At 67.8% G+C, this 19711-nt stretch carries 20 protein-coding genes, 1 pseudogene and 1 riboswitch; of the genes and pseudogenes, 12 read left to right on the top strand and 9 right to left on the bottom strand.

Features of this window, described 5'->3' with window-relative positions:
- Positions 1-26: 26 nt before the first annotated feature.
- Positions 27-695, bottom strand: coding sequence for a TenA family protein (locus HSX43_RS08495; RefSeq protein WP_208454515.1), 669 nt, complete (start codon positions 693-695; stop codon positions 27-29).
- Between the two features lie 40 nt (positions 696-735).
- A riboswitch (TPP riboswitch) is annotated at positions 736-830 on the bottom strand.
- Between the two features lie 70 nt (positions 831-900).
- On the opposite strand from HSX43_RS08495, the gene HSX43_RS08490 reads away from it, so the two are divergent.
- Positions 901-1332, top strand: a complete 432-nt coding sequence (locus tag HSX43_RS08490) for a GNAT family N-acetyltransferase (protein ID WP_179379669.1) — start codon at positions 901-903, stop codon at positions 1330-1332.
- A gap of 4 nt (positions 1333-1336) precedes the next feature.
- Here HSX43_RS08490 and hisI read toward each other — a convergent pair whose 3' ends face one another.
- The gene (gene hisI / locus HSX43_RS08485; protein WP_179379668.1) at positions 1337-1696 is read right to left on the bottom strand and encodes a phosphoribosyl-AMP cyclohydrolase; all 360 of its coding nucleotides are present in this window, start codon (positions 1694-1696) and stop codon (positions 1337-1339) included.
- 67 nt (positions 1697-1763) lie between these two features.
- On the opposite strand from hisI, the gene HSX43_RS08480 reads away from it, so the two are divergent.
- Positions 1764-2219 carry an iron-sulfur cluster assembly scaffold protein gene (locus HSX43_RS08480; RefSeq protein ID WP_179379667.1) on the top strand — a complete coding sequence of 152 codons (456 nt, stop codon included), beginning with the start codon at positions 1764-1766 and terminating at the stop codon, positions 2217-2219.
- A 42-nt stretch (positions 2220-2261) separates the two neighbouring features.
- Positions 2262-3671, top strand: coding sequence for a methyl-accepting chemotaxis protein (locus HSX43_RS08475; protein WP_179379666.1), 1410 nt, complete (start codon positions 2262-2264; stop codon positions 3669-3671).
- Between the two features lie 204 nt (positions 3672-3875).
- Here the strand turns inward: HSX43_RS08475 and HSX43_RS19805 are convergent, their stop codons facing one another.
- From HSX43_RS19805 to sciP, 5 genes are all read right to left on the bottom strand, one after another.
- Positions 3876-4001, bottom strand: a complete 126-nt coding sequence (locus tag HSX43_RS19805; RefSeq protein ID WP_268884041.1) for a hypothetical protein — start codon at positions 3999-4001, stop codon at positions 3876-3878.
- 101 nt (positions 4002-4102) lie between these two features.
- Positions 4103-6187: an ATP-dependent DNA helicase RecG gene (gene recG, locus HSX43_RS08470; protein ID WP_179379665.1), complete on the bottom strand. Its 2085-nt coding sequence runs from the start codon at positions 6185-6187 to the stop codon at positions 4103-4105.
- Entirely contained in the window at positions 6184-8394 is a 2211-nt protein-coding gene (ligA, locus tag HSX43_RS08465) for an NAD-dependent DNA ligase LigA (protein WP_179379736.1), read from the bottom strand. Before ligA ends, recG begins: the two co-directional genes overlap by 4 nt.
- Before the next feature lie 173 nt (positions 8395-8567).
- Positions 8568-9275: a response regulator transcription factor CtrA gene (ctrA, locus tag HSX43_RS08460; protein WP_179379664.1), complete on the bottom strand. Its 708-nt coding sequence runs from the start codon at positions 9273-9275 to the stop codon at positions 8568-8570.
- Positions 9276-9367: 92 nt separating this feature from the next.
- On the bottom strand, positions 9368-9646 hold the full coding sequence (gene sciP / locus HSX43_RS08455; protein ID WP_179379663.1) for a CtrA inhibitor SciP: 279 nt from the start codon (positions 9644-9646) through the stop codon (positions 9368-9370).
- Positions 9647-9785: 139 nt separating this feature from the next.
- Here sciP and mnmA point away from each other — a divergent pair, with 139 nt between their 5' ends.
- The 6 genes from mnmA to HSX43_RS08425 all read left to right on the top strand — a co-directional run bounded on the left by mnmA (position 9786) and on the right by HSX43_RS08425 (position 16434).
- A complete protein-coding gene (mnmA, locus tag HSX43_RS08450) occupies positions 9786-10928 on the top strand; it encodes a tRNA 2-thiouridine(34) synthase MnmA (protein WP_179379662.1) in 1143 nt (380 codons plus the stop codon).
- A gap of 125 nt (positions 10929-11053) precedes the next feature.
- The gene (locus HSX43_RS08445) at positions 11054-12928 is read left to right on the top strand and encodes a PhoX family protein (RefSeq protein ID WP_179379661.1); all 1875 of its coding nucleotides are present in this window, start codon (positions 11054-11056) and stop codon (positions 12926-12928) included.
- Between the two features lie 348 nt (positions 12929-13276).
- Positions 13277-13690, top strand: a complete 414-nt coding sequence (locus HSX43_RS08440; RefSeq protein ID WP_179379660.1) for a hypothetical protein — start codon at positions 13277-13279, stop codon at positions 13688-13690.
- Complete coding sequence (locus HSX43_RS08435; protein WP_179379659.1) at positions 13687-14202, top strand: Hint domain-containing protein; 516 nt, start codon at positions 13687-13689, stop codon at positions 14200-14202. Before HSX43_RS08440 ends, HSX43_RS08435 begins: the two co-directional genes overlap by 4 nt.
- 231 nt (positions 14203-14433) lie before the next feature.
- Positions 14434-14865, top strand: coding sequence for a universal stress protein (locus tag HSX43_RS08430; protein ID WP_179379658.1), 432 nt, complete (start codon positions 14434-14436; stop codon positions 14863-14865).
- A gap of 12 nt (positions 14866-14877) precedes the next feature.
- Positions 14878-16434: an alanine/glycine:cation symporter family protein gene (locus tag HSX43_RS08425; RefSeq protein ID WP_179379657.1), complete on the top strand. Its 1557-nt coding sequence runs from the start codon at positions 14878-14880 to the stop codon at positions 16432-16434.
- A gap of 47 nt (positions 16435-16481) precedes the next feature.
- On the opposite strand, the gene HSX43_RS08420 is transcribed toward HSX43_RS08425, so the two are convergent.
- Both HSX43_RS08420 and HSX43_RS08415 read right to left on the bottom strand, forming a co-directional pair.
- Positions 16482-16811: a DUF6525 family protein gene (locus tag HSX43_RS08420; protein WP_328795208.1), complete on the bottom strand. Its 330-nt coding sequence runs from the start codon at positions 16809-16811 to the stop codon at positions 16482-16484.
- Positions 16812-16824: 13 nt separating this feature from the next.
- Positions 16825-17467 (bottom strand): annotated as a pseudogene (locus tag HSX43_RS08415) (ZinT family metal-binding protein).
- Positions 17468-17770: 303 nt separating this feature from the next.
- On the opposite strand from HSX43_RS08415, the gene HSX43_RS08410 reads away from it, so the two are divergent.
- From HSX43_RS08410 to HSX43_RS08400, 3 genes are all read left to right on the top strand, one after another.
- Positions 17771-18205, top strand: a complete 435-nt coding sequence (locus HSX43_RS08410) for a DUF2852 domain-containing protein (protein WP_179379656.1) — start codon at positions 17771-17773, stop codon at positions 18203-18205.
- Between the two features lie 62 nt (positions 18206-18267).
- A complete protein-coding gene (locus HSX43_RS08405) occupies positions 18268-18726 on the top strand; it encodes an RDD family protein (protein ID WP_179379655.1) in 459 nt (152 codons plus the stop codon).
- A 125-nt stretch (positions 18727-18851) separates the two neighbouring features.
- A complete protein-coding gene (locus HSX43_RS08400; RefSeq protein ID WP_179379654.1) occupies positions 18852-19685 on the top strand; it encodes an arginyltransferase in 834 nt (277 codons plus the stop codon).
- Positions 19686-19711: the final 26 nt, after the last annotated feature.

Below are 19711 nucleotides of genomic sequence, written 5' to 3'. Positions count from 1 at the left end.
CCGAGATTTCACCGCATTCGACCGCCTCAGGCCGGCGCGGGCCAGCCTTCGCGGTCGTGCGCGCTCTGCCAGAACATCCACTCGTGCCACGAGGATTGCGCGAAGGCCCGGTGCATCGCCGCGCGCGTCGGCGCATCCGCAGCCGCTCCGAGCCGGTCGGTCAGGTCGAGCATCTTCTGCACCGCCTCGCCGAACTCCTCGCCCGCATAGGTATCGATCCAGGCACGATAGGGATGGTCCGCCGCGGCCTCCGCGTGGATGTGATCGCCGACCACCTTGTAGATCCAGAAACAGGGCAGGAGCGCACAGACGGCCACCGCGAAGGGCGAGACGGCCGCGTGACGGATGAGCGAGCCAACGTAGTGGTCGCAGCTGCGGGACGGCGGCGTGGCGGCGAAGGTCTCGGGGCTGATGCCGTAGAGCGCCATGTATTCGCCGTGCAACTGACGCTCGACGAAGATCGCGCCGCTCGCCGAGCCGGCCAGCTGCGCGATGGTCTCGGGCTCCGGCCCCCGGCTCGCCGAGAGTGCCAGCGCCCGTGCGAACCCTTCGAGGTAGTGCGCATCCTGCACGATGTAGCCCTGGAACACCTCCACGGGCAGGCTGCCGTCGGCAAGGGCACGGTTGAACGGCATATCCAGAATCTTCTGCTGGAGATCCCCCGTTGCCTGCCACAGGTCTTGTGTGAATGTCATCTCGCATCCCTTTGTTTTCACGGGCGGAGACGCGGGCCGGTCCGACCCTTGCGCAACTTCCTCCGCCGGTATGAGCCGGTTCAGGTTCGAAGGGTACCTCTCAACCCGGTCGCCCGGATGCCCCTGTCGCACGGGCTTGGTCCCATGGGGCGGGGGCAAAGTCAAACGGGCTGGACAGCGGCGGCCAACGCGCCGACAGAGGGCCATGGAAATCGCGCCCCTGACATCCGCCGACGCTGCGGCGCTGTTGCCGCTCGTCGAGGCGCTGGCCCGTCACCACGGCGACGCCCATGGGGCCACCGCCGCGACCCTTGCGCGCGATCTCGACGACGGCTGGCTCTGGGGCTTCGGCGCGGGCAACCCGCTCCTTGGCTACATCCTCCTGATGCCGCACGCGCAGGCGCAGTTCGGGCGGCGCGGGGCCGACATACACCACCTCTTCGTCCGGCCGGAAGCCCGCCGCCGGGGCCTCGCACGGGGTCTAATCGAAAGAGCCGAGGCGGATGCGCGCCGGCGCCAATGCAGCTATCTCGTGATCGGGGCACACCGGGGCAACGACGCTGCCCGGGCAACCTACGAGACCGCCGGCTATACCTGGACCGAGCCGACGTTCTGGCGCTTCCGCAAGATGCTCTGAGCGCTCAGATCATCGGCTTCGACAGCTCGACCTCCGCCCCGTCACGCAGGGCCGTGTAGAAGCAGCTCCGCCGGTTGGTGTGGCACGCCGGACCCGTCTGGTCGACGAGCGCCAGCAGGCAGTCGCGGTCGCAGTCGACGCGCAGGTCGATCAGACGCTGGACATGGCCCGAAGTCTCGCCCTTGATCCAGAAGGATTGCCGCGAACGCGACCAATAGGTCACGCGTCCCGTCTCCAGCGTACGCGTCACCGCCTCGGCGGTCATCCAGGCCATCATCAGCACGTCGCCGCTCTCGTGGTCCTGCGCGATGCAGGGGATGAGGCCGGCGGCATCGTATCGCAGGGTTGCAGGGTCGAAGCTCATGTCGCGCACCTTTGCTTTGCGGGGTCGGGTCGCTACCTATGGGGGAGACGCCGACGAGGGAAGCCCGATGTCCGACACCGACCTCATCAAGCTCTACTCGGGCCGTATCCTGGCGCTTGCGGCCGACATGCCCGCGACGGAGCCGCTCGACGATCCGCAGGTGACCGTGCGCAAGCGTTCGCCGCTCTGCGGCTCCACCGTAACGGTGTCGCTCGACATGGAGGACGGGCGGATCGCCCGCTACGCGCAGGACGTGAAGGCCTGTGCCCTGGGGCAGGCGTCGGCCGCCGTTTCGGGAGCCGCGATGATCGGGCGGACGCCCGGAGAGGTCCGGCACGCGCGCGACCAGCTTCACGCGATGCTCAAAACCGAAGGGCCGGTGCCCGACGCGCCCTTCGACGGCCTCGAAGTCCTGACGCCTGCGCGGGACTTCAGGAACCGCCATGCCTCCATCCTCCTCGCCCTCGACGCGACGGTCGAGGCGCTCGAGCAATCGGAGGGTGCCGCATTAACCGGCGGGTAACGGGAATGGGCTAATGCGGTGCAAATCGCCACCAGAGCGCCGATGACCGCCCTGTCCCGCCCACAGCCCGAGAAGGCCGATCCGACCGCGCGCAGCCTGTCGGACGACCTTACGCCGCTGGGCTTTCTTGCCGCAGACCTCGCCGCTTTCGTCGAGGGGATCGACGACAACGCGCAGGGCACGCTCAAGCAGATGGAAGGGTTGGCCCGCGTCTCCGACCGCCTGTCCGGTGGCATCGCAGCGTTGCAGCAGGGCTTCGACGCCCTCGACCAGTCGGCGCGGCAGATCCTCGGGGCCGCCACCGACCGGCTCGACGCAATTCGCGAGAACGGGGCGCGCTACGAACGGCTGACGGCCTGGGGGTCCGCCATGGTTCCGCGGACGGAGGTGCTGGCCGAGGCGCTCGGGGAAGTCGTCGCATCGAACGCGGAGATCTCGCGCATCGCACGGCAGGTGAACATCCTCGCAGTCAACGCCTCGATCGAGGCGGCACGGGCCGGCGAGGCCGGTCGCGGCTTCGCCGTGGTCGCCGAGGCGGTGAACGACCTGTCGCGCAAGACGGCGGCCGCCGCCGGTGGCATCCACACCGCGATCCGTGCGCTCGACGCGGGTCTCGTCGAGATGCGCGACGATGTGCGCAGCCTCGCTCCGGAATTCGCCCTCGGCCTGCAGACGGCGCGCGAAACCCAGGATGCGGTCGCGTCGATCGCCACCGACATCACCGATGCCGCGGCCCGGATCGAGGGAATGACCGGTGCCGTCCGCGAACTCTCGGCCGCCGAAACCGAGGTCGGGACGGTGCGCGACACGATCGCCGGCGGGGCCCGGCAGATCGCCCTCGACGTAGCCGAGGCGCGCGGGCGGACCGTGCGGATGACCGACAGCACCGAACGGCTCCTGCAGCGCGCCGCCGAGGTCGAGGAAAACACAACCGACAGCCCGCTCATCGCCCTGGCGCAGGAGACCGCGGCGAAGGTCGCCGCCGCTTTCGAGGACGGCATCATGCGCGGGGCGATCAATCCCGAAGACCTTTTCGATATCGCGCATGTGCCGATCCCCGGAACCAACCCGCAACAGCACATGTCCCGTCACGCGGCCTTCACCGACATTGTCGTGCCCCCGATCATCGACGCGGCGCTGGCGAGCGATCCGCGACTTCTCTTTCTCTGCCCCTGTGACCGAACGGGTTATGTCGCGGCGCACAATGCCCAATTTTCCCGTCCGCAGTGCGACGATCCGAAGACGAACGCGATATACTCGCGCAACCGGCGCATCTTCGACGATCGCACCGGGCGGCAGGCGGGCGCGAACAGGGCCCCGTTCCTGATGCAGGTCTACCGCAGGGACATGGGCGCGCAGGGCATGGTCGTGATGAAGGACGTCTCCGCCCCGATCCATGTGCAGGACCGCCATTGGGGCGGGCTGCGCCTCGGCTACCGCGGCGATCTCTAGAAAAAACCGCCGCACTCCGTCGGGCGGAGGCGGCGGTCAGGTGCATTCCAGGCCATCGGGCAGAGGCCGTCGTTCGGGGCAGAACGGGACGGTCCGCGCCTCCGGGACGGGGGGAGTGGAGGCGCACGCCGGATGCGCATGGGGAGACGCGAAACCGGCGGAAGAGGTCGGGAATGTAGGCGGGAAACTCGTAAAAAACGGGCGTCAGGCGACAAGGGCCGGGAGGTGAAGCAGGCTCAGCATGAGCGTCACCAGCCAGATACCGCCGAGAATGTCGGTCAGCGGCGCGTTCTCGATCCGGGTCAGTGTCTGCTTGATCTTCTGGGCCATTGTTCAGCCTCCTTACTGCTCTTGTTGCACCTTTGTTCTCATATGGTGAACGCGAAGTAAAGAACTTTTTAAGAACATTTGAGAACAAACTGCGTTTGTTCCTATCCAACGGACAGAAGCCGCAGCGCGCGGTCCTGCTCCGTCATCCAGAGCAGAAGGCGCACGGCCTGGCCGCGCGGGCTATCGAGCGCGGGGTCGGCCTGCACCAGCGCGCGCGCGTCTCGGCTCGCCAGCTCCATGAGGCCAGTCTGCCGCTCGAGGTCGGCCACGCGGAACCGGGGCAGGCCCGATTGCGCCGTGCCGATCACATCGCCCGCACCGCGCAGGGCCAGGTCCTCCTCGGCGATGCGAAAGCCATCCTCGCTCTCGCGCAGGATGCGCAGCCGGGCCTCGGCCGTTTCCGACATCGGGGCCTTGTATATCAGCAGGCAGGTCGAGGCCGCCGCCCCGCGCCCGACCCGGCCGCGCAGCTGGTGGAGCTGCGCGAGGCCGAAGGTCTCGGCCCGCTCGATCACCATGATCGAGGCATTGGGCACGTCGACGCCGACCTCGATCACCGTGGTCGCCACGAGGATGCGCGTGCGCCCTGCGACGAAATCGGCCATGGCGGCGTCCTTCTCGGCGGGCGGCATCTGACCGTGGACGAGGCCGACGACGCCCTCGCCGAGCGCGGCGCGCAGGCTGCGGAAGCGCTCCTCCGCGGAGGTCGTGTCGACGACCTCCGATTCCTCCACGAGCGGGCAGACCCAGTAGGCCTGACGCCCCTCTCCCACGGCCGTGCGCAGCTTCGCGACCACGTCGTCCATGCGCGACACCGGCACCGTCGCCGTCGTGACCGGCGTGCGCCCCGGCGGCTTCTCGTCGAGGATGCTCAGGTCCATGTCGCCGTATTGCGTCAGCGCCAACGAGCGCGGGATGGGCGTCGCCGTCATCACCAGAACGTCGGTCGTCGCCGCCTTCCCGCCCAGAAGCATCCGTTGGCGCACGCCGAACCGATGCTGCTCGTCCACGACGGCGAGACGCAAGTCGGCGAAGGTCACGTCGCGCTGAAACACCGCATGGGTCCCGATCAGGATCTGGATGTCGCCCGCCGCCAGAGCCGCGAGCTTGGCCGCGCGCTCCCGCCCCTTGTCGCGCCCCGTCAGCAGCTCGATCACGACGCCCGCCGCCTCGGCCAGCGGTTTCAGGCCGCTCGCGTGCTGCCGCGCGAGGATCTCGGTCGGGGCCATCAGCACGCCCTGCCCCCCCGCCTCCACCGCCGTCAGCAGCGCCATGAGCGCCACCAGCGTCTTTCCCGCACCGACGTCGCCCTGCAGGAGCCGGTTCATCCGGTGCGGACGGACCATGTCCGCGGCAATCTCCTCGACCGCGCGATGCTGCGCGTCCGTCGGACGATAGGGCAACGCGTCGAGCACGCGGCGGCGCAACCGTCCGTCGCCCTCGGTCACGACGCCCGCGCGCTTGCGCTCGGTGGCCCGCGCCAGCGCCAGCGTCACCTGATGGGCCAGCAGCTCGTCATAGGCCAGCCGCTGCCGCGCGACCGTACCCGGCGCAAGGTCGCCCGGCACCTCGGGCTGATGCGCCTGCCGCAGGGCATCGGCAAACGCGGGCCAGCCCCGCTCGCGCAGAAGCGCTGGGTCGATCCACTCCGCGACGGGCGGCACCCGCGCAAGCGCCCCCTCCACCGCGCGGCGCATCACCTTGCCGGTCAACCCGGCCGTGAGAGGATAGATCGGCTCGAAGGCCGGCAGGCGCTCGCCCTCGACCAGCACGTGATCGGGGTGTGCCATCTGTGCGATCCCGTCGTAGAGCTCCGCCTTGCCCGAGAGCACTCGACGTTCGCCGGTGGGCAGCGTCCGCGCGTGCAACTCGGCCGCGCCCCGAAAATAGACCACCTGAAACGAGGTCTTCGCGTCCTCGACCTCGACGCGATAGGGCCGCCCCCGCGCAGCCGGCGGGATGTGACGGCCCACGGTGACCGGCACGGTCACGACGCCCGGAAGCTCCGCGTCGCGCACCGAGGCCACGGGCGTCCGGTCCACCCCGCCCGTCGGCAGCGTGAAGATCAGGTCCTTCGGCGTGGCGACCGTCAGGTTTGCCATCAGTTTGGCCATCTTCGGCCCGACCCCCGGCAGCGTCTCGAGGCTGGCGAAGAGCGGGTAGAGGACTTCGGGACGCCCGCTCACGGCGCGCCGATCAGCGCGAGCCAGGCGTCCTCGTCCATCGTCTCGACGCCAAGTTCCGCCGCCTTCGTCGCCTTCGAGCCGGCCCCCGGCCCGGCGATCAGGATGTCCGTCTTCTTCGAAACCGACCCCGAGACCTTCGCGCCGAGCGCCTCGGCCCGTGCCTTGGCCTCCGCCCGGGTCATCCGCTCAAGCGTGCCGGTGAAGACGACCGTCTTGCCGGCAACCGGGCTTGCCTCGGCCACGGCCGCCGGCGTCTCGGGCGAAAGCTCCGAGAGGAGCGCGTCGATCGCTCGACGCTCGCCCTCGGCCCCCATCGCGTCGCAGAGGGCGAGCGCCAGCGTCGCGCCGATGCCGTCGATGCCGGTCAACTCCTCCCAGGCGGCGCGCGCGGCCTCGGGCACTTCGGCCCAGATCGGCGTGCGCACATCAGCCAGACGCGCACGGCGGTCCTCCGCGGCAGCGGCGGCGCGTTCTGTGACGACCGCCGCCTCGGCCGCACGGTGGGCCTCGGCCGCGGGCAGCGCCGCGTCGACCGTCTGAACGAGCGCCTCCCAGCTTCCGAAATGCCGGGCCAGATCGCGGCCCGCGACCTCGCCCAGATGACGGATGCCGAGCCCGAAGAGCACGCGGCCCAGCTCCTGCCCACGGGATGCGGCGATGCCGGAGAACAGGTTGCCGGCCGAGGTCTCGCCCCAGCCCTCGAGGTTCGCCACCGTTTTCAGACCGCTGCCATGACGGGCCTCGAGCGTGTAGATGTCGGCCGGCTCCTTGACCCAGCCGAGCGTGTGGAAGCGCTCGACCTCCTTGTCGCCGAGCCCCTCGATGTCCATCGCGCCGCGGGCCACGAAATGCTTGAGCCGCGCGACCCGTTGCGCCGGACAGATCAGGCCGCCGGTGCAGCGCCGCACGCTCTCGCCCGGCTCGCGCACGGCGGGGCTGTCACACTCGGGGCAGCGGTCGGGCATTTCGTAGGGCACCGCGTCGTCGGGCCGTGCCTTCGGGTCCACGTCCCGCACCTTCGGGATGACGTCGCCCGCGCGGTAGATCTCGACCCGGTCGCCCGCGCGCAGGTCGCTGCCGCGGATCGGCTGGCCGGCGTTGTCGACGCCGGCGATATAGTCCTCGTTGTGGAGCGTCGCGTTCGAGACGACGACGCCCCCGACCGTCACCGGCTCCAGCCGCGCCACGGGCGAAAGCGCACCGGTGCGCCCGACCTGGATGTCGATGCCCAGGAGGCGGGTCCAGGCGGTCTCGGCCGGAAACTTGTGCGCGACCGCCCATCTCGGCGTGGTCGAGCGCATCCCGAGACGGGATTGGAACGTCAGGTCGTCGACCTTGTAGACGACACCGTCGATGTCGTAGCCGAGGCCCGCGCGCGCCCGGCCGACCGCCTCGTAGCGCTCCAGCAGGGCCGCGACAGTCTCGCAACACCGCGTCTCGCCGTTGGTGGCGAAGCCGAGCGCTTCGAGCCGCGCGAGCGCCCTCCATTGTGTCTCGGCCAGCGGCTCCGACAATGCGCCCCAAGCATAGGCAAAGAAGCGCAGCGGCCGGGCGCGGGTGATCTCGGGGTCGAGCTGGCGCAGGCTTCCGGCGGCGGCGTTGCGCGGGTTGGCGAAGACCTTGCCGCCGCTCTCCGCCTGCCGTTCGTTCAGGGCCGCGAAATCGGCGTGGGACATATAGACCTCACCGCGCACTTCCAGAATGCGGGGCGCGTCCGCGAGCGTCACGGGGATGTCGTCGATCGTGCGGGCGTTCGCCGTCACGTCCTCGCCCACCGTCCCGTCGCCGCGCGTCGCCGCATGGACGAGCGCGCCGTCCTCGTAGCGCAGCGACAGGCTCAGCCCGTCGATCTTGGGCTCCGCCGTGTAGGCGAGCGGCGCATCGGACGGAAGGTCGAGGTAACGGCGGATGCGGGCATCGAACTCGGCCACGTCCGCAGCGTCGAAGGCGTTGCCGAGCGAGAGCATGCGTTCGGCGTGCCGGATCTTGCCGAAGCCCTCCGCCGGGGCGGCCCCGACCTGGTCGCTGGGGCTGTCGGCGAGCTTGAGGTCGGGGAAGCGAGCCTCGATCGCCGCGTTCCGGCGCTTGAGCGCATCGTAGGTCGCGTCGTCGATCTCGGGCGCGTCTTCGGCGTGGTAGGCTTGGTTCGCGCGGCCGAGCGCGGCGGCGAGACGGTCGAGCTCCGTGCGGGCCTCTGCCTCGGTCAGATCGCCGATATCTTTCTCGGTGGGGTCCGTTTCAGGGGCCACGGGCGCGTCCTTCGTGCATCACTGCGCCTGTGATAGGGCCGGCCCCGGTCCCTTTCCACCGGTTTTCGCGATCCGGTGGCGTCTCTCCCGTGGCAGGTTGAGCCGCCTCTCGGGGGACGGCCTTGCGCGCGTCAGGCGTGCATGAGCCGCTGAGGCGCGCTCGCCTCTGGGTCACGCAGGACATAGCCACGGCCCCAGACCGTTTCGATATGGGTATCGCCCCCCGTCGCCTCCGAAAGCTTCTTGCGCAGCTTGCAGATGAAGACGTCGATGATCTTCAGCTCCGGCTCGTCCATGCCGCCATAGAGATGGTTGAGGAACATCTCCTTCGTCAGCGTCGTGCCCTTGCGCAGGCTCAGAAGCTCCAGCATCTGGTACTCCTTGCCCGTCAGATGCACGGTGCGGCCGTCGACCTCCACCGACTTGGCGTCGAGGTTGACCGACACGCGGCCCGTCCGGATCACCGACTGCGAATGCCCCTTGGAGCGGCGCACGATCGCATGGATGCGGGCGATCAGCTCGTCGCGGTGGAAGGGCTTCGTCATGTAGTCGTCCGCACCGACGCCGAAGCCCTTGATCTTGTTCTCGGTGTCGTCGGAACCCGACAGGATCAGGATCGGCGTTTCGATCCGGCTGAGGCGGAGCTGCTTGAGCACGTCATGGCCGTTGATGTCGGGCAGGTTGAGGTCGAGCAGGATGAGGTCGTAGTCGTAGAGTTTCGCCAGATCTATGCCTTCTTCGCCCATATCGGTGGAATAGACGTTGAGGTTCGCGCTGCCGAGCATCATTTCGATGCTCTTGGAGGTCGTGGGGTCGTCTTCGACGAGCAGGATACGCATCTCTATCTCCAGGACGCTGCGGGATGACCTCATCCTGTCGCCCAATTGGTTAACTTATCGTTACCATTCGGAGAGGAGCATATCCAAACAGCTTAGGATTGTCTGTATTTTTGCAGCAGCGTGGTCTTGAGACCATTCGTCCCATGGGCGGTCATGGCCTGTTCCCAGCCCTCGAGCTCCTCCTCCGACAGGTCGTAGCGGTCGATCGCCTCGCCCCGGTCGATCAATCCGGCCTGCACGCCGCGCACCACCGCCTCCTTGCGGCGCGCGACCCAGCGGGTCGTGCCCGCCGGAGGCAGATCGGCGCGCGACATCTGTGTCCCGTCCGGCAGGGTCACGACACGCGGCCCCGCGCCCTTTCGCAGATACATGGCGAACTCCTTTCCTCTCGCCCGGCCTTCCTGCGCGCAGGGCGTTAATCGAGGGTGAAGCCGCCGCTTGTGAATAGATCGCATTTTCCTATATGTGGCGGGTTCCGATGCCCCCTGCCGGCCCGCAAGGAGAGCCGCGATGCCCCTCGACCAGCCCAAGCTCAACTCGCTCGGCCTGCCCAAGGCTCCCGCCGACACCCGCGTCGTCGTGGCGATGTCCGGCGGCGTCGACAGCTCGGTCGTTGCGGCGCAACTGGCCGAGGAGGGCTACGACGTAGTCGGCGTCACGCTGCAGCTCTATGACCATGGTGCCGCGCTCGCCAAGAAGGGCGCCTGCTGCGCGGGGCGCGACATCCACGATGCCCGCAGGGTCGCGGAAACCATGGGGTTTCCGCATTACGTGCTCGACTACGAGAACATGTTCCGCGAATCGGTGATCGACGAATTCGCCGATGCCTACCTCGGCGGCGCGACCCCGGTCCCCTGCATCCGCTGCAACGAGCGGGTGAAGTTCCGCGACCTGCTGGAGACGGCGAAGGACCTCGACGCCGACTGCATGGCCACGGGCCACTACATCCAGCGCCGGATGGGCCCGGCGAAGGCCGAGTTGCACCGCGCCGCCGACCCGGTGCGCGATCAATCGTACTTCCTCTTCTCCACCACCCAGGATCAGTTGGATTTTCTGCGTTTTCCTCTTGGCCACCTGCCGGACAAGGCGGCGACGCGGGCGCTCGCGGCCAGATACGGCCTGCCGGTGGCCGACAAACCCGACAGCCAGGACATCTGTTTCGTGCCGAACGGCGACTATGCCGCGGTCATCGAGAAGCTGCGGCCCGGCGCGGGCGAACCGGGCGAGATCGTCGATATGGAGGGACGCGTATTGGCGCGCCACGAGGGCGTCATCCACTACACCATCGGGCAGCGCCGGGGCCTCGGCATCGGCGGGCTCTCGGAGCCGCTCTACGTGGTGAAGCTCGACCCCGGGGCACGGCAGGTCGTCGTCGGGCCGAAATCGGCGCTCGCCACCCGCCTCGTGCCGCTGCGCGAGATCAACTGGCTGGGCGATGCACCGCTCGCCTCGCGGCCGGAATGGCATGTCGGCGTCAAGGTCCGCTCCACCCGCCCCCCGCGTGAGGCGATCCTGCGGCCCAAGGCCGACGGGCTGGCCGAGGTCGAGCTTCTGACGCCAGAAGAGGGTGTGAGCCCCGGTCAGGCCTGCGTCTTCTACGATCTCGACAGCCCCCGCGTCCTCGGCGGCGGCTGGATCTGGCGCGGCTACTGACGGCCGCGCCGGCACGTCTGCCAAACTGTCATACTTCCGTTGCCCGAGTGTCATACTGGGGGTCTAGCCGCGGCCGCACGCGAACCGGCCACGGCCGGACGTCTGCCACAGCTACGGAGAGAGCCATGAACGACCTCAGCCACCTCAGCGCCGACGATTGGGACGAGCACCACTTTCCCCGCCCCGAAACCAACGATTTCGACCGCGTGGTCGAGGCCGCGCTGACGCGGCGAGGCTTCCTGCGCGGCGTGCTGGCCGTGGGCTCGGGCGCGGCCGTCATGGGCTCCGGCCTCCTGACCGGCACCTCGGCCCGCGCGCAGGCCGCGGCCACCTTCCCCTTCGAGGGCATCGCCATCCAGACCGACGCCACCATCCACGTGCCCGACGGCTATGAATGGGACGTCGTGGCACGCTGGGGCGATCCGCTCTTCTCGGATGCGGAGCCCTTCAACCCCGCCACGGGTGTCACCCTCGGGTCCTCCGACAAGGTCTTCGGGGAAAACACGGACGGCATGGAGGCTTTCGTCGTCGACGGCAAGCAGCTGATCGCGGTGAACCACGAATACGTCAACGTCGACACCAATCTGCCGCAAAAGGGCGACGCGGCCTTCACCGCCGAGGACGTCCAGATCCTGCAGAACCTGCAGGGCGTGACCGTCATGGAGGTGGCCGAGGGTGCCGACGGCTGGTCGATCGTCGTCGACAGCCCGATGAACCGCCGCATCCATCACAACACGCCGATGACCATCGCGGGCCCGGCCGCCGGGCATGACCTGCTCAAGACGACGGCCGACCCCGAGGGGCGCACCGCGCTCGGCACGCTCAACAACTGCGGCTCGGGCAAGACGCCCTGGGGCACGTATCTGACCTGCGAAGAAAACTTCAACGGATACTTCGGAGCCTCGGACCCGGCGTCGGTCGAGACGCCCGGCTTCCAGCGCTACGGCGTGAAGGCAGAGGGCCGCTATGGCTACGAGCTGCACCAGGACCGCTTCGACGTCACGAAGGAGCCGAACGAGCCGCACCGCTTCGGCTGGATCGTCGAGATCGACCCCGCCGATCCCGACAGCACGCCGGTCAAGCGCACGGCCCTCGGCCGCTTCAAGCACGAGAACGCCGCCGCGGTGGTCGCCGCCTCGGGTCAGGTCGTGGTCTATCTCGGCGACGACGAGCGGGGGGAATACCTCTACAAGTATGTCTCGAACGGCACCTACACCGAGGGCGGCTCGACCGAAGGGCTGCTCGACGACGGCACGCTCTACGTCGCGAAATTCCATGACGACATGACCGGCGAGTGGCTCGCGCTGACGCCCGAGACGACCGGAATGGATGCGGGCGAAATCCTGATCCACACCCGCATGGCCGCCTCCGCGGTCGAAGCGACGACGATGGACCGGCCCGAATGGGTGGCCGTCAACCCGGTCTCGCCCCAGGGCTATGTCGCGCTGACGAACAACAAGAACCGCGGCGTTAAACCCAACGCCGGCGGCGACCCGACCCCTGTGAACGGCCCGAACCCGCGCGCCGAGAACAACTACGGACAGATCGCCCGCTGGATGCCCGACGGCGGCGACCACGCGGCGACGGGCTTCGCCTGGGATCTCTACGTGATGGCGGGCAATCCGATCGTCGGTCAGGGCGACTATGCCGGCTCCGACAACGTGACCGAGGGCAACCTCTTCAACTCGCCCGACGGGATGCAGTTCGACACCACCGGCACGCTCTGGATCCAGACCGACGGGGACGATTCGAACGAGGGGCCGTTCACCGGGATGGGCAACAACCAGATGCTCGCCGGAGACCCCGAGAGCGGCGAGATCCGCCGCTTCCTCACGGGACCCGTCGGCTCGGAGGTGACGGGCCTCACGTGGTCCGACGACCTGGCGACGATGTTCGTCGGCATCCAGCACCCCGACGCCCCCTTCCCCGACGGCGAAGGTGCCCTGCCCCGCTCGTCGATCGTGACGGTGAAGCGCAGCGACGGTGCCACGGTCGGCTGAGGCCCGCGCCGAGAGATCGAAAGGGCGCGCTCCGGCGCGCCTTTTTGCGTTACACGGTGGTTGCCCTGCGCCGTCGAATGATTGCCGAAGGCGGCCGCCGCCAGACAGCGGCACTTGACATCCCGAGGTGGCACTCGCCACCCTGAGTGCCAGACTGCCCCGTTCCTCGTGCTCGCTCATGGAGTAACCACGATGGCCTTCATATCTGAAATTCACTACTAGAATACCTACGCAGCCAACTCCGGCGTTTCGGAGTTCGTCGAGATCACACTCGCGCCCGATGAGATTTCCCGGGCGGGTGAATTCCAGGTCGCGACCTACGACATCGACGGAACGGTCGAACAATCGGTGTCACTCTCTTCGGTTACGCCTGTCGTCGATCCGGATACGGGCTACGCGACCTACGTCGTGCCTGCACTTGTCACCGCGCCCAATGCCGCGACCGAGGCGGAAGCGGTGGCGCTCGTGGACACCGGCACAGGTGGCGGGGTCATCAATTTCTACGATATCGGCGGCGGGGCTTCGAACATCCTGGCGACCGAGGGTCCTGCGGCCGGTGAGACGTCCGAAAACATCCCCGGATCGCCGCTCAACACCTCGATCCAATTCGACGTCTTCGGAAATCGGGTCGATGGCCCCCTGACGACGAACAGCTCCGTGGTCTGTTTCGGCAACGGGATGATGATTGCGACGTCGAAAGGCTCGGTCCCGGTCGAAGACCTGCCGTCGGCGATCGGGTCCGGACGCTGGACGCGGGCTTGAAGCCGATACGATGGATCGGTTCGCGCCGGATCGGCACGACTGAATTGATCGCGAACCGGAACCTCCGTCCAATCGTTTGTCCCGGTCCGAACCCTCTGCGCCTGTCGCGCCAACATCGACTGCTCGTCAGGGGTCGGATCGCGCGACGCATGTTCGGCGAGGACGAAGTGCTCGTGCCTGCAAAGGACCTCGTCGGTCACTGTGGCATCCGGGTGGATCAATCGTGCCGCGCGATCGGTTACTATCACATTCTGCTGGACGCCCATCATATCGTCGATGCGAACGGGATCGCCGCGGAAAGCCTCTACCTCGGAAAGCAGGGACTAGGGGCAATGTCGCCCCTCGCCCTGAAAGAGCTGGAGACCATCCTTCCTCGGATCGCCGACCCCGAGCAATTCGATCCGTCGCCGCTCTGCCGCCCGGAACGGACCGGTCGGCGCGCGAGGAAGCTTGCAGAGAGACACCACAAGAACAGCAGACCGTTGGTCTCGGGCTTCGCCGGGCCGGATTGAGGAGACATCTGTAGATCGGGTCCGGTCGGTGCCTTCTCCACAGGTGACGACTGCGCGCCTCTCTGAGGGTGTCTTGTTGCGGCGTCTTCCCGCAGCCCCGCGTCACGCCCCGTAGACGGACGCGCCCGAATGCCCTAGCGTCACCCGAAGGCCGACCGACCCCCGAGCGCCTTGCACGCGCCGCCGGGCGCGCGGCCCAAAGGCCACCACACCGTCACGGGGGATCTCATCATGAAACTGGTCATCGGCCTCGACGGCCACAGTTCGGGGGAGAGCGCGCTCGCCTTCGCGAAGGATCTCGCGGGGAAGACCCCGCTCTGCGAGCTGATCGTCGTCTACGTGATCGAATGGTCGCCCTTCTCCTTCCAGACGGCCGAGGAAAACGCCCAGCGTCACAAGCGGCGCGAGGAGGAAATCGCCCTCGCGCGCGAGCGGGTGGTCGACCCCGCCGTCGCCGCGCTGCGCGACGCGGGGCTCGAGGCGCGCGCCATCGTCCGCCACGGCGACGTGGCCGACACGATCGACAACATCGCCCATGCGGAAGGGGCGAGCCAGATCATCGTCGCCCGCAACAGCGCGGGCGGCCTCACCTCGCGGCTCTTCGGCAGTTCGACCGCGAACCTCGTGATGACCGCCCGCGTCCCCGTCACCGTCGTCGCCTGAAGGAGTGCGCAGATGAAAACCTCGATCCAGACCCTCTTTGCGGCGGCGCTTCTCCTTGCGGGCACACTTCCGGCGCAGGCGCAGGAGGCAGCCCCCTCCATCGGCGACCGCGTCAACGATGCCTTCGCCACCTTTACCGGCCCATTCGTCAGCTTCATCTTCGCGCCCATCCCCGGCACCGGCTTCCCGTGGATCGTGATGTGGCTCGTCATCGGCGCGACGGTCTTCACCGTCTATTTCTCGGCCGTGCAGTTCCGCTTCTTCGGCCATGCCGTCGCGCTCGTGAAGGGCGACTACTCCGATCCGAACGACGCGGGCGAGGTCAGCCACTTCCAGGCGCTCGCCACGGCGCTCTCGGGCACCGTGGGCCTCGGCAACATCGCGGGCGTCGCGGTGGCCGTGGGCATCGGGGGGCCGGGGGCGACCTTCTGGATGATCCTCGCGGGTCTTCTGGGCATGGCGTCGAAGTTCACCGAATGCACGCTCGGCGTGAAATACCGGAACGAGTACGAGGACGGCACCGTTTCGGGCGGGCCGATGTACTACATCTCCAAGGGCTTCGACGAGCTTGGCCTGCCCGGCGGCAAGATCCTCGCCGTGCTCTTCTCGGTCTTCTGCATCCTCGGGGCCCTGGGGGGCGGCAACATGTTCCAGGCCAATCAGGCGCATGTGCAGATCACCCAGATCACCGGCGACTATCCCGGCCTCATCACCGGCTTCATCTTTGCGGCCGTCGTCTTCCTGGTGATCGTCGGCGGCATCAAGTCCATCGCCCGCGTGACCGAAAAGGTCGTGCCCTTCATGGGGCTGATGTATGTGGGTGCGGCCCTCATCGTCCTCGTCGTCAACTACGACCTGATCGGCTGGGCCTTCGGCCAGATCTTCGCGGGGGCCTTCACCGGCCTCGGCGTCGCAGGCGGCTTCGTGGGCGCACTGATCCAGGGCTTCCGCCGCGCGGCCTTCTCCAACGAGGCGGGCGTCGGCTCGGCGGCCATCGCCCACTCCGCGGTCAAGACGAAGGAGCCGATCACCGAAGGCTTCGTCTCCCTCTTGGAGCCGCTGATCGACACCGTCGTCATCTGCACCATGACCGCGCTCGTCATCATCATCTCCCAGCAGCTGATGATCGACCAGGCGACGGGCAACTACATGCTCAACGAGGCGGGCGACGCCATCGCCACGGTCGACGGCAACTCGGGCGTGGCCCTCACCTCGGCCGCCTTCGGCTCGGCGATCGGCTGGTTCCCCTACGTGCTGTCGCTCGCGGTGGTCCTCTTCGCCTTCTCGACGATGATCTCCTGGTCCTACTACGGCCTGAAGGCCTGGACCTACCTCTTCGGCGAGGGCAAGACGACGGAGCTAATCTTCAAGCTGATCTTCTGCGTCTTCATCGTGATCGGGGCCGCGGCGAGCCTCGGACCGGTCATCGACTTCTCGGATGCGGCGATCTTCGCGATGGCGGTCGTCAACATCTTCTGCCTCTACTTCCTGATGAAGGTGGTGCGCGCGGAGCTGAACAACTACAGCGCGCGCCTGAAGTCGGGCGAGATCCGGAAGTTCTCGCACTAGGGTCGGGGAAAGACCGAAAGAGGCCGCATCGGCGGCCCCTTTCGCATTCAGGTGGGAGCCGACGCTCTCTCGTCCTGTCGCGGGGCGACGACCGCCTTGTCCCGGAGCAGCATCGCGCGTTCGATCCGGTCGAGCCGGTCCCGGGCCGCAACGGGGTCGCCGCCGCACCGGCGCAGGGCGCGCCGCCAGGCCCGGAGGGCCGACCGCGTCGACCACGGCAGCGCCGCCTGCGCCAGCCAGACCCGCAGATCGGGCGGCAGGCGATCGTAGGCGGCCATACCGTCCCCGCGTCCGGGCCGGCCGCGCAGGCTGCTGCGCAGGTTCCTGCGCGGGCTCACCCGCGCCATCGGGTCGGCCCATTCGGCACTGAGAACCACATAACGTTCCGCCTCAATGCGCCATCATCTCGGCGGCGATCTCGTCGCCGGCAAGCTCGGACGGATAGTAGGTCGGCCAGTTCGTCAGCTCCGCGAGCAGCGCTGTCCGGTCGTCGCCCCAGTAGAGATGGTAGTGCCCGGCCTCCTTGGGCGCGATCGCGTGGTCGCTGAACTGGATATAGGCCGGGGCCGCCGCGTCGCCCTCGGCCTTCTCGAAGACATAGCGCACTCCCGCTCTCGTAGGTCAGGATCTCATAGCCGTCCGCCTCGTATCGGCCCTGCGCCGGCGTGCCGTCGGTGTGGAACGTCACGGTGTCGTCCTCGATGACGATCCGGTCGGTCTCGGTCGCGTAGCCGACCTCGTAGTAGGCGCGGTACTCCGCGGCCGTCCTGTCCCCGTCCGCGGCCTTCTGCGCCATCACCGGATCGAGCGTCCCGTCGAGCAGCAGCGGATAGACCGATTGCCAGTCGCCCGCCCAGTCGGAAAGCGCCCGGGCCTCGATCTGATCGTCCTCGAAGTAGCCGTTGTAGATGTCTTCGTCGGAGTGATCGTGGCCGTGATCGGTCTCGCCGCTTTCGGCAAGGGCAGGTGCGGAGAGGCCGACGAGGAGGGCGAGGACGAGCGGAGGGAATTTGGCCGTAGGGGAAGCGAGCATGGGATCCGGATCTCGATTGTTGGATTGAGTGTAATGTTATAACATTACAATCCGCCCATGACGCAATCCCTTCCTGGACGTTCCATCACCTCGGCAACCCATCGCGCATGGCTCTGCCCTCCTGAATAAATCGCATTCAGCCGACCGATCCTGCACCGCAAAAGCCGCATCCGCGCCTGCGAGATTCCCGGATGTAAAAGGTTTTAACTTTTTTCGCCCCACCCCCTTGCAGGCCCCGGCCGGCCTTCCCATCTCCTCTCATGTGAAAAGCATTCACATTCAATCAACCCAAGGAGAGACGAGATGACCCCCGCCCCCGCCTATGCCGGATCGACCGCCGCGCAGTCCTGGTTCACCCGCACGACCGACTGGCTCGACGCCCGTGGCCGGGGTGCCTGGATCGCGGTCATGGTCCTCGGCTTCATCTTCTTCTGGCCCGCAGGCCTCGCCATCCTCGCCTATATGATCTGGAGTAATCGCATGTCGTCCAAGACGTTCCGCACGCCCATGAAAGCCCGCCGCATGGCCCCCGCCCGCTTCCGCAGCTCTGGCAACATGGCCTTCGACAACTACAAGGCCGACATGCTGCGCCGCCTTGAGGAGGAGCAGGAAGCCTTCGAAACCTTCCTGCAGCGCCTGCGCGAAGCCAAGGACAAGGCCGAGTTCGACCAGTTCATGGAGGACCGGGAGAAGCGTGCCAAGGCCGACACCGACGGCGACGACAAGGACGCCGCTTGATCGTCCCCACCTGCCCCGCGCCCGTCGCGCGGGGCCCTTCCCCTTCCACATACAAGAGAGCCATGACCCACTGGATCGACACCCCCCGCGCCACCGCCCTGCCCGACCCGATCGCCGAGCCGCAGTTCTATGACGGCGTGCTCCCGAAGCGGGCCTTCGCCTGGGTCGTCGACGTGGCCATCATCACCTTTCTGACGGTCCTGGCCGGCATCGCGACGCTTACACTTGGCTTCTTCCTCTGGCCGCTCTTCTTTGTCGCGATCGGCGCGCTCTACCGCATCTCGACACTGGCGAACCGCTCCGCCACCTGGGGCATGCGCCTCGTCGGGATCGAGCTGCGCGACCATGATGGCGAACGGTTCGACACGACGCGATCGGCCCTCCACGTCGCCGGCTACTACGTCTCGATGATGTTCGTCCTGCCGATGCTGGCCTCGATCGCGGCCATGCTCGTGACCGACCGCCGGCAGAGCCTCACCGACCTCGTGCTCGGAACGGCGGCGATCAATCGACCGGGCTGACACATCCCGCCTTCGAGACGAATTGTCTCGAAATTCGCACCACATTGGCCCGGCCGGTCTTTTTCATTGACCTGCCGGGCCTTGCGGCTACGGTCGAGCCAGAGCGAGACAGGATCCTTCACCCCATGCGACACAGCCTTCCGCTGACGCCGCAGTTCTATGTGACTGCGCCTCAGGCCTGCCCCTACATCGACGGGCGGCGGGAACGGAAGCTGTTCACCGCGCTCCAGGGGTCGGGGGCGGGCGCGCTCAACGACAAGCTCTCGAAGCAGGGGTTCCGCCGGTCGCAGAACGTGCTCTACCGCCCGAGCTGCGCCGATTGCACCGCATGCCTGTCGGCCCGCATCCGCGTCGCGGGCTTCGCGCCGAACCGCTCGCAGCGCAAGACGGCAAGGCGGAACGAACATCTCCGACGCGAGATCACCTCGCCCTGGGCGACCGAGGATCAATACGCGCTCTTCCGCCGCTACCTCAACGCGCGCCACGCCAACGGCGGCATGGCCGATATGGACATCTTCGAGTTCGCCGCGATGATCGAGGAGACGCCGGTGCGCACCCGCGTCATCGAATACTGGGACGACGGCCCGACGGCGACGGGCGGCACCCCCGTCCTGCGCGCGGTCTGCCTGACGGATGTGCTCGATGACGGGCTCTCGCTCGTCTATTCCTTCTACGACCCGGATCTGCCGCAGGCCTCCTTCGGTACCCATGTGATCCTCGATCACGTCGACATCGCCCGCGAGGCGGGGCTGCCCTTCGTCTACCTCGGCTACTGGGTGCCCGGCTCGCCCAAGATGGGCTACAAGGCCCAGTTCGAGGCACTGGAGATCTTCAAGGGCCGCGACTGGCAGCCCATCGGTGTCCCCGCGGACCACATGTCGGAAACCCACCCGCTCTCGGTCGAGCCCATCGCCGAGCAGGTCGCCCGCATCGAACTCCCGGACATCCCCGGAAGCTGACGCCCCCTCGCGCGCGCGTCGTGGTC

Origin of the sequence: Jannaschia marina (genome assembly GCF_013404595.1) — a bacterium.
GTDB classification, from domain to species: Bacteria; Pseudomonadota; Alphaproteobacteria; order Rhodobacterales; family Rhodobacteraceae; genus Jannaschia; species Jannaschia marina.
This window is presented reverse-complemented; position numbering and strand designations above follow the sequence as displayed.

What these genes read in the sequence shown, in the direction of transcription:
- HSX43_RS08495 (WP_208454515.1), bottom strand. Translation starts at nt 695, where the DNA reads ATGACATTCACACAAGACCTGTGGCAGGCAACGGGGGATCTCCAGCAG.
- HSX43_RS08490 (WP_179379669.1), top strand. Translation starts at nt 901, where the DNA reads ATGGAAATCGCGCCCCTGACATCCGCCGACGCTGCGGCGCTGTTGCCG.
- hisI (WP_179379668.1), bottom strand. Translation starts at nt 1,696, where the DNA reads ATGAGCTTCGACCCTGCAACCCTGCGATACGATGCCGCCGGCCTCATC.
- HSX43_RS08480 (WP_179379667.1), top strand. Translation starts at nt 1,764, where the DNA reads ATGTCCGACACCGACCTCATCAAGCTCTACTCGGGCCGTATCCTGGCG.
- HSX43_RS08475 (WP_179379666.1), top strand. Translation starts at nt 2,262, where the DNA reads ATGACCGCCCTGTCCCGCCCACAGCCCGAGAAGGCCGATCCGACCGCG.
- HSX43_RS19805 (WP_268884041.1), bottom strand. Translation starts at nt 4,001, where the DNA reads ATGGCCCAGAAGATCAAGCAGACACTGACCCGGATCGAGAACGCGCCG.
- ctrA (WP_179379664.1), bottom strand. Translation starts at nt 9,275, where the DNA reads ATGCGTATCCTGCTCGTCGAAGACGACCCCACGACCTCCAAGAGCATC.
- sciP (WP_179379663.1), bottom strand. Translation starts at nt 9,646, where the DNA reads ATGTATCTGCGAAAGGGCGCGGGGCCGCGTGTCGTGACCCTGCCGGAC.
- mnmA (WP_179379662.1), top strand. Translation starts at nt 9,786, where the DNA reads ATGCCCCTCGACCAGCCCAAGCTCAACTCGCTCGGCCTGCCCAAGGCT.
- HSX43_RS08445 (WP_179379661.1), top strand. Translation starts at nt 11,054, where the DNA reads ATGAACGACCTCAGCCACCTCAGCGCCGACGATTGGGACGAGCACCAC.
- HSX43_RS08430 (WP_179379658.1), top strand. Translation starts at nt 14,434, where the DNA reads ATGAAACTGGTCATCGGCCTCGACGGCCACAGTTCGGGGGAGAGCGCG.
- HSX43_RS08425 (WP_179379657.1), top strand. Translation starts at nt 14,878, where the DNA reads ATGAAAACCTCGATCCAGACCCTCTTTGCGGCGGCGCTTCTCCTTGCG.
- HSX43_RS08410 (WP_179379656.1), top strand. Translation starts at nt 17,771, where the DNA reads ATGACCCCCGCCCCCGCCTATGCCGGATCGACCGCCGCGCAGTCCTGG.
- HSX43_RS08405 (WP_179379655.1), top strand. Translation starts at nt 18,268, where the DNA reads ATGACCCACTGGATCGACACCCCCCGCGCCACCGCCCTGCCCGACCCG.
- HSX43_RS08400 (WP_179379654.1), top strand. Translation starts at nt 18,852, where the DNA reads ATGCGACACAGCCTTCCGCTGACGCCGCAGTTCTATGTGACTGCGCCT.